This is a genomic window from Serratia sp. (in: enterobacteria) (assembly GCF_046715635.1).
Classification (GTDB): domain Bacteria; phylum Pseudomonadota; class Gammaproteobacteria; order Enterobacterales; family Enterobacteriaceae; genus Chania.
In genome coordinates this window covers 1-6,597 of record NZ_JBKJYW010000261.1, presented here as the reverse complement: position 1 = coordinate 6,597, position 6,597 = coordinate 1, and the positions used below count along the sequence as shown (strand labels likewise).

Here is a 6,597-nt window from a genome sequence, read left to right as displayed (position 1 = left end):
ACGCTGGCGTGCCCCCCTTTGGCAAAGCAGATATGTTCGTAAACCTCATCGCTCAGGATATAGATTTCCCGATCGGCGATGGCGGCCCATAGCTGCTGCATATCTTCTGCCGACCAGGCCGTGGCGGAGGGGTTCTGCGGAGTGTTAAGGATCACCAGCCGCGTGCGCGGTGAAAGCTGTTCGGCAAACCGTTGCCAATCCACCTTGAAGGCGGGTGGCTGCAGGGCAATGCGCTTCAGAACGCCGCCGGAAAGCTGTACCGCCGGGGCATAGCTGTCGTAGCTTGGGTCGAAGCAAATCACTTCATCGCCGGAGCGAACCAGGGCGCTGATCGCAGCGAACAACGCTTCGGTCGCCCCCGCAGTAACGGTCACTTCACTATTGGCATCGGGCTGCCAGCCATAGAGTTGAGCGGTTTTTTCCGCAATGGCTTCGCGCAATGGTGCCGCACCCGTCATCGGTGCGTATTGGTTTGCCCCCTGGCTGACGTGCCAGCTCAGGCGCTGTTTTAAATACTCCGGGCCATCAAAATCTGGGAAACCCTGCGACAGGTTGATCGCCTGATGCTGCTGAGCCAGGGCGCTCATCTGGGTAAAGATGGTGGTGCCGAGGTCGGGTAATTTACTGGCTGGGACAGGTGCGGTGCTCATATCAGGCTATTTCTCCTGGCGCGTATGTTGCGAATAATATAGCACGATGTTAATGTTTAGCAATCAAGACGTTTAGACGTCCGTAGCCATCAGGAAACAAGACGGAATGACAGAAAACCCGCAACTACCAGCCCTATTGGCCGCCTGCCACTGGATCGGTGAAAAAGGCTGGTGCCCGGCGACCGGCGGCAATATGTCGCTGCGCCTTGATACCCAACACTGCCTGGTGACCGAGTCCGGCAAAGACAAAGGTAGCCTGAGTGAACAGGATTTATTGCTGGTGGAAACGGCAAACAACCATGTCCCCAGCGGCCGTACGCCTTCGGCGGAAACCGGTCTGCACACGCTGATCTACCGCCTTTATCCCACCGTCTGTGCCATCCTGCATACCCATTCGGTCAATGCCACGGTGCTTTCCCGTGTGGAGAAGAGTGAGGCGCTGGTGCTGCAAGGGTATGAAATGCAGAAATCGCTCAGCGGCCAGAAGAGCCACCTCGACAGCGTCAGCATCCCTATTTTTGATAACGACCAGGATATTCCGGCGCTGGCTGCGCGTGTGGCCGCATTTGCCGAGGTAACGCCCTTGCAGTACGGTTTTCTGGTACGTGGCCACGGCTTGTATTGCTGGGGCAAACAGGTGGAGGAAGCGCGCCGCCACCTTGAAGGGCTGGAGTTCCTGTTCCAGTGCGAACTGCAACGCCGTTTACTGGAGGCCAAATGATCCGCGCCATCGTCACCGATATTGAAGGCACCACCAGCGATATCCGCTTTGTGCATCAGGTTTTGTTCCCCTATGCCCGTGAGCGTTTGGGGGAGTTTATCCGTAGCCATACCAACGACGCCGAAGTTGTGGCTCCGCTGGCGGCATTGCGTGCAGAGATTGCGCAACCCGATGCCGATAATGAGCTGCTTATTACCACCCTTTATCGCTTTATGGATGAAGATCGCAAATCGACCGCGTTGAAGGCCTTGCAGGGCATTATCTGGCGCAGCGGCTATCAGAACGGCGATTTTCAGGGGCATCTCTACCCCGAGGTGGCCGAACAGCTGGCCGCCTGGCAGCAGCAAGGGTTGAAACTGTTCGTCTACTCTTCCGGTTCGGTTGAAGCGCAAAAACTGCTGTTTGGTTACAGCGATGCGGGCGATCTGCAACCGCTGTTCAGCGGTTACTTTGATACGCACGTGGGGGCCAAGCGTGAAAGCGCGTCATACCACAATATCGCCCAAGCCATCGGCCTGGAACCTGCTGAACTGCTGTTCCTTTCCGATATCCATCAGGAGCTGGACGCGGCACGGCTAGCGGGCTGGCATACCTGCCAACTGATCCGTGACGCCGCCGATCCGCAAAGCCGGCACCGGCAGGTTAACCGTTTTGATCACATCGAGTTAGGGGAGTTTGTCTAATGAGTGGATTGACCATTTTTAGCGATAAAGAGCCGCAGCAGCCGTTATGGCAGAGCCAGGATGCACAGGCTATCCAGCAGCAGTTGGCGCAGATTGGCGTGCGTTTTGAGCGTTGGCAGGCCGATCGTGAATTGGGCGAGAGCCCACAGTCCGAAGCGGTGATCGCCGCCTATCAGCATGAGATCGACCGGTTGGTGGCTGAAAAGGGCTACCAGAGCTGGGATGTGATCAGCATGCGTCCGGACAACGCCCAGCGTGAAGTGTTGCGGGAAAAATTCCTGGCCGAACATACCCATGGCGAGGGTGAAGTGCGCTTCTTTGTCGAAGGGGCGGGGCTGTTTTGCCTGCATCTGGAAGGTAAAATCTTCCAAATCCTGTGCGAGAAGAACGACTTGATCTCGGTGCCGGCCAATACCCGCCACTGGTTTGATATGGGCTCGGCGCCCAATTTCACCGCCATCCGCGTTTTTGATAATCCGGAAGGTTGGGTGGCCCATTTCACCGGCGACCAGATTGCCCAGGCCTATCCCAAGTTAGCCTGAGTTCAATGCAGTAATGCCTGTTGGTTAAGGCGATCAATTTCCCCTCACCCCGACCCTCTCCCACAGGGAGAGGGAGTCGCTACGGTGCAGCGTTCAGGTGCTGGAGCTAAATTTTGGCACATTCCTAACTCCAGCGAATATGGAGCTGAAGGCCAGTGCGTATGCTAATTTGTGGCACGTTCGGTCCCCTCTCCCTGTGGGAGAGGGCTAGGGTGAGGGCAGCATTATGCCAATGCGCGCTGGAAAATGCCGTCGGCAACTTGCTCTGGCGTAATGACGCCGCTATCCAACACCCAGCCGCTGATTAACGCCGCCGGAGTCACATCGAATGCCGGGTTGTAGGTTGGTGCATTGAGGGGCGCCCACTGGCAGGAACCAAAACTGCCGCTGACGCCGGTGACTTCTTCGGATGCACGCTGTTCGATAGGAATGGCCGCGCCGTTCGGGCAGTGGGGATCGTGCGTGGTATGTGGGGCGGCTACGTAAAACGGAATACGGTGGTAATGGGCCAGCACCGCCAGGCTGTAAGTGCCGATTTTATTGGCCACGTCACCGTTGGCCGCAATGCGGTCTGCGCCAACCCAGACGGCATCGACCTGGCCCGTAGCCATCAGGCTGGCGGCCATAGAATCGCAGATCAAGCGGTAAGGAATACCCAGCTCACCCAGTTCCCAGGCGGTAAGGCGGCCCCCTTGCAGCAACGGACGGGTTTCATCGACCCAAACCTGGGCGATCTTGCCTTGCTGGTGCGCACGCAGCAGAACGCCTATCGCTGTACCCACGCCCGCCGTTGCTAATCCTCCGGTGTTGCAATGGGTAAGCAGGTGGCTACCCGGTTTCACCCACTCGGCACCGTTATCGGCGATGCGATCGCACAGGGTCCGATCTTCCTCCACTAGGCGCAGCGCTTCCTCGCTCATGGAGCTCACCCAATCCGGCTGTGCCAAAGCCTGCTTCATACGATCCAGGTTGTTCATCAGGTTCACCGCGGTCGGGCGTGAGGCGCGTAGCGTCTGCAATGCCTGTTCCAGCTCAGCCTGCGACAGACCACGTTCGGCCAACAGGGCAAGCAGCAGGCTGGCAGACAGCCCGATCAACGGTGCGCCACGCACCCGCAGGGCGCGGATATGCCCAACCAATTCGTCCACGCTGTCGCAGGGCAGCCAGCGTTTTTCCTGCGGTAAGGCTTGCTGATCGAGGATCTGCAGTCGGTTATTTTGCAGGCTCAGGCTGGTGGTGTTAAGTGCTTGCATCAGTGGTTAAATCCTTGTGTGTTTCTTATTGCATCTGTGAACCCATTCTGCCAACATGATGTCTGGATGTATAGACGTCCAAACGCTTTTGCGTCTAAAAATAAAAAAATCATCGCTATGGGAAAGAACAGAGGGGTTGGAGGATGTCACAATATCGTACGTTTACTGCTGCCGATGCCGTTGCATACGCGCGCCAATATGGGCAACTCGCCGATCCACAGGCGCTGGTGAGTGCCGACGAAATCGGCGATGGCAATCTGAACCTGGTCTTTAAAATCCGTGATGCTGACGGCGTCAGCCGGGTGATTGTCAAACAGGCGCTGCCGTATGTACGTTGCGTGGGGGAATCCTGGCCGTTGACGCTGGATCGGGCGCGTATCGAAGCGGAAACGCTGCTGATCCACGGGGCGCTGTGCCCACGTCACACGGTGCAGGTGCTGCATCACGATCCTGAGCTGGCGGTGATGGTGCAGGAAGATCTCTCTGACCATCACATTTGGCGCAGCGAGTTGGTGAAAGGGCGCTACTATCCGCTGGCAGCCGGGCAACTGGCGGAATACTTGGCGCAAACCCTGTTCCATACCTCTGATTTTTACCAGAGCGCACAGCTGAAAAAGGCAGAAGTCAGCCGCTTCAGCAACCCGGAGCTGTGCCAGATCACCGAAGATCTGTTTTTCAGCGATCCTTATCAGGATCATGAGCGTAATCAGTTTGACGAGGCGCTGTTGCCGCAGGTGCTGGCACTGCGTGATGACGCGGCGCTGAAGCTGGCGGTAGCCGGGCTGAAACATCGTTTCCTGAGCAAGGTCGAAGCGCTGCTGCATGGTGATATTCACAGCGGTTCGATCTTCGTCGCAGAAGGCAAGCTGAAGGCGATCGACGCCGAGTTTGGCTTCTACGGGCCGATCGGCTTCGACATTGGCACTGCGCTGGGTAATCTGCTGCTGAACTATTGTGGGTTACCTGGGTTGTTCGGCCCGCGTGATGCGGCGGCCGGGCGTGAGCAGCGGTTGCAGGATGTGCGTGAGCTGTGGCTGATCTTTGCCGATCGCTTTCTGGCGTTGTGCCATCAACATAGCCGCGACGCAACGCTGGCGCTGCCCGGCTATGCCGAGCAGTTCCTGCAACAGGTATGGACGGATGCGGTGGGCTACTGCGGCACGGAGCTGATACGCCGCACTATCGGGCTGGCGCACGTGGCCGATCTGGACAGCATCACCGATGCACAAATGCGTGCCGAATGTCAGCGCAACGCCCTCAATCTGGGCCGCGCGCTGATCGTTAACGCGCCGCACATAGAACACATCGATGCCTTGCTGGCGCGTATCCGCCAACATGGCTGAGCCAATCTGAATCTGCAATGAAAAGGGGCGATCCGTTATGGCATCGCCCCTTTGGCATTTATGACCCGTGACCGTTATGCGGCTTCAGTCTGCTGCTGGCGTTTCTCCAGCTTTACTGGCTTTACCGGCTGTTGCGCCGCCAGCGCGTCCGGAGCAAAGTCATCAACGTTGATTGAACGCAGACGGCTCTCTTCCGCTTTCACCAGGATTTTGGCTTCATCGGCGCTGATTTTGCCTTCATCCAATGCACGCTGTGCCAGGCGATCGAGGCGGGTGAACGGCAGGTTCTTACCGGCTTGCTTGCACAGGCGCTGGTGGATAGGTTCTGCGGCGATCACGTCCAGCAGCGCGGCTTCCAGCAGGCCAACCGGGTTATGCTCGCTTGGCGTCAGGTATTGACCACGGCCAAGGCGGCTACGGGTGGCCGAAGGCTGTTGGATAATCTTCGCCAACTGGTGGTCCAGCTTATCGGAAGGTGCGGTATGCACGCGGCCGAATGGGAACACCACCAGACGCATCGCCCCGGCAATAAAGCGGTTAGGGAAGTTGCGCAGCAAATCGTCCAACGCTTGTTCTGCCTGGTTCAGGCTGTCTTGCACGCCCCAGTGAACCAGTGGCAGATCTTCTTTCTGACGCCCTTCATCTTCAAAACGTTTCAGCGTGGCCGAGGCCAGGTACATCTGGCTCAGCACGTCACCCAGACGGGCAGAGATACGCTCGCGGCGCTTCAGGCTGCCGCCCAGCACGCCCATGGAAACGTCAGACAGCAATGCAAGGTTGGCGCTCAAACGGTTCAAATGCTGGTAGTAGCGGCGTGTAGCATCCTTGGTTGGCGTGCTGCTGGTGCGGCCATTGGTCAGGCCGAGCCATAGGCTGCGCATTTTGCTGCTGCCGACGTGGCCGAGGTGGCCAAACAGCGCCTGGTCGAAGCTGTGCAGATCGTTGTTCTGCGCGGCTGCCATTTCGGTCAGCACATAAGGATGGCAGCGGATCGCCCCCTGGCCAAAGATCATCATGGTACGGGTCAGGATATTGGCACCTTCCACCGTGATGGCGATCGGCGCGCCCTGGTAGGCACGGGCCAGGAAGTTGGCTTTGCCCAGCATGATGCCTTTACCGCCGGTGATATCCATCGCATCAATGATGGCCTGCTGGCCACGGAGGGTACAATGGTATTTGACGATGGCGGACAGCACCGCAGGCTTTTCGCCCTGCATCAACGCATAGGTGATCAGCGACGCGGCGGCGTCCATCACGTAGGTATTACCGGCAATACGTGCCAGCGGTTCTTCAATCCCTTCCATCTTACCGATAGAGATTTTGAACTGGCGGCGAATATGGGCGTAAGCGCCGGTCGCCAAAGCCACCGATTTCAGGCTGCCGGTGGAGTTGGACGGCAGAGTGA

General features: G+C 57.9%; 7 protein-coding genes. 4 read left to right on the top strand and 3 right to left on the bottom strand.

Annotated elements, in window-relative coordinates; genetic code table 11:
• Positions 1–650: aminotransferase class I/II-fold pyridoxal phosphate-dependent enzyme (locus ACLQ7H_RS12975; RefSeq protein ID WP_411753027.1), on the bottom strand; the 650-nt coding region annotated here is incomplete at its 3' end.
• A 106-nt stretch (positions 651–756) separates the two neighbouring features.
• On the opposite strand from ACLQ7H_RS12975, the gene ACLQ7H_RS12970 reads away from it, so the two are divergent.
• Genes ACLQ7H_RS12970 through ACLQ7H_RS12960 form a run of 3 tightly spaced genes read left to right on the top strand, consistent with a single transcriptional unit; the run spans position 757 to position 2,596 of the window.
• The gene (locus tag ACLQ7H_RS12970; protein ID WP_411753026.1) at positions 757–1,371 is read left to right on the top strand and encodes a methylthioribulose 1-phosphate dehydratase; all 615 of its coding nucleotides are present in this window, start codon (positions 757–759) and stop codon (positions 1,369–1,371) included.
• Positions 1,368–2,054: an acireductone synthase gene (gene mtnC / locus ACLQ7H_RS12965; protein WP_411753025.1), complete on the top strand. Its 687-nt coding sequence runs from the start codon at positions 1,368–1,370 to the stop codon at positions 2,052–2,054. The genes ACLQ7H_RS12970 and mtnC overlap by 4 nt, the downstream gene beginning before the upstream one ends.
• The gene (locus ACLQ7H_RS12960) at positions 2,054–2,596 is read left to right on the top strand and encodes a 1,2-dihydroxy-3-keto-5-methylthiopentene dioxygenase (RefSeq protein ID WP_411753024.1); all 543 of its coding nucleotides are present in this window, start codon (positions 2,054–2,056) and stop codon (positions 2,594–2,596) included. Before mtnC ends, ACLQ7H_RS12960 begins: the two co-directional genes overlap by 1 nt.
• A gap of 224 nt (positions 2,597–2,820) precedes the next feature.
• On the opposite strand, the gene mtnA is transcribed toward ACLQ7H_RS12960, so the two are convergent.
• Positions 2,821–3,849: an S-methyl-5-thioribose-1-phosphate isomerase gene (gene mtnA, locus ACLQ7H_RS12955; RefSeq protein WP_411753023.1), complete on the bottom strand. Its 1,029-nt coding sequence runs from the start codon at positions 3,847–3,849 to the stop codon at positions 2,821–2,823.
• A gap of 143 nt (positions 3,850–3,992) precedes the next feature.
• Between mtnA and mtnK the strand changes: the two genes are divergently transcribed.
• A complete protein-coding gene (mtnK, locus tag ACLQ7H_RS12950; RefSeq protein WP_411753022.1) occupies positions 3,993–5,192 on the top strand; it encodes an S-methyl-5-thioribose kinase in 1,200 nt (399 codons plus the stop codon).
• 74 nt (positions 5,193–5,266) lie between these two features.
• Here the strand turns inward: mtnK and ACLQ7H_RS12945 are convergent.
• On the bottom strand, positions 5,267–6,597 hold a 1,331-nt coding region (locus ACLQ7H_RS12945; protein WP_411753021.1), incomplete at its 5' end, for an acyl-CoA dehydrogenase domain-containing protein.

Bases quoted from the DNA above. Each gene is read 5' to 3' on its own strand.
- ACLQ7H_RS12970 (WP_411753026.1), top strand. From the start codon at position 757: ATGACAGAAAACCCGCAACTACCAGCCCTATTGGCCGCCTGCCACTGG.
- mtnC (WP_411753025.1), top strand. From the start codon at position 1,368: ATGATCCGCGCCATCGTCACCGATATTGAAGGCACCACCAGCGATATC.
- ACLQ7H_RS12960 (WP_411753024.1), top strand. From the start codon at position 2,054: ATGAGTGGATTGACCATTTTTAGCGATAAAGAGCCGCAGCAGCCGTTA.
- mtnA (WP_411753023.1), bottom strand. From the start codon at position 3,849: ATGCAAGCACTTAACACCACCAGCCTGAGCCTGCAAAATAACCGACTG.
- mtnK (WP_411753022.1), top strand. From the start codon at position 3,993: ATGTCACAATATCGTACGTTTACTGCTGCCGATGCCGTTGCATACGCG.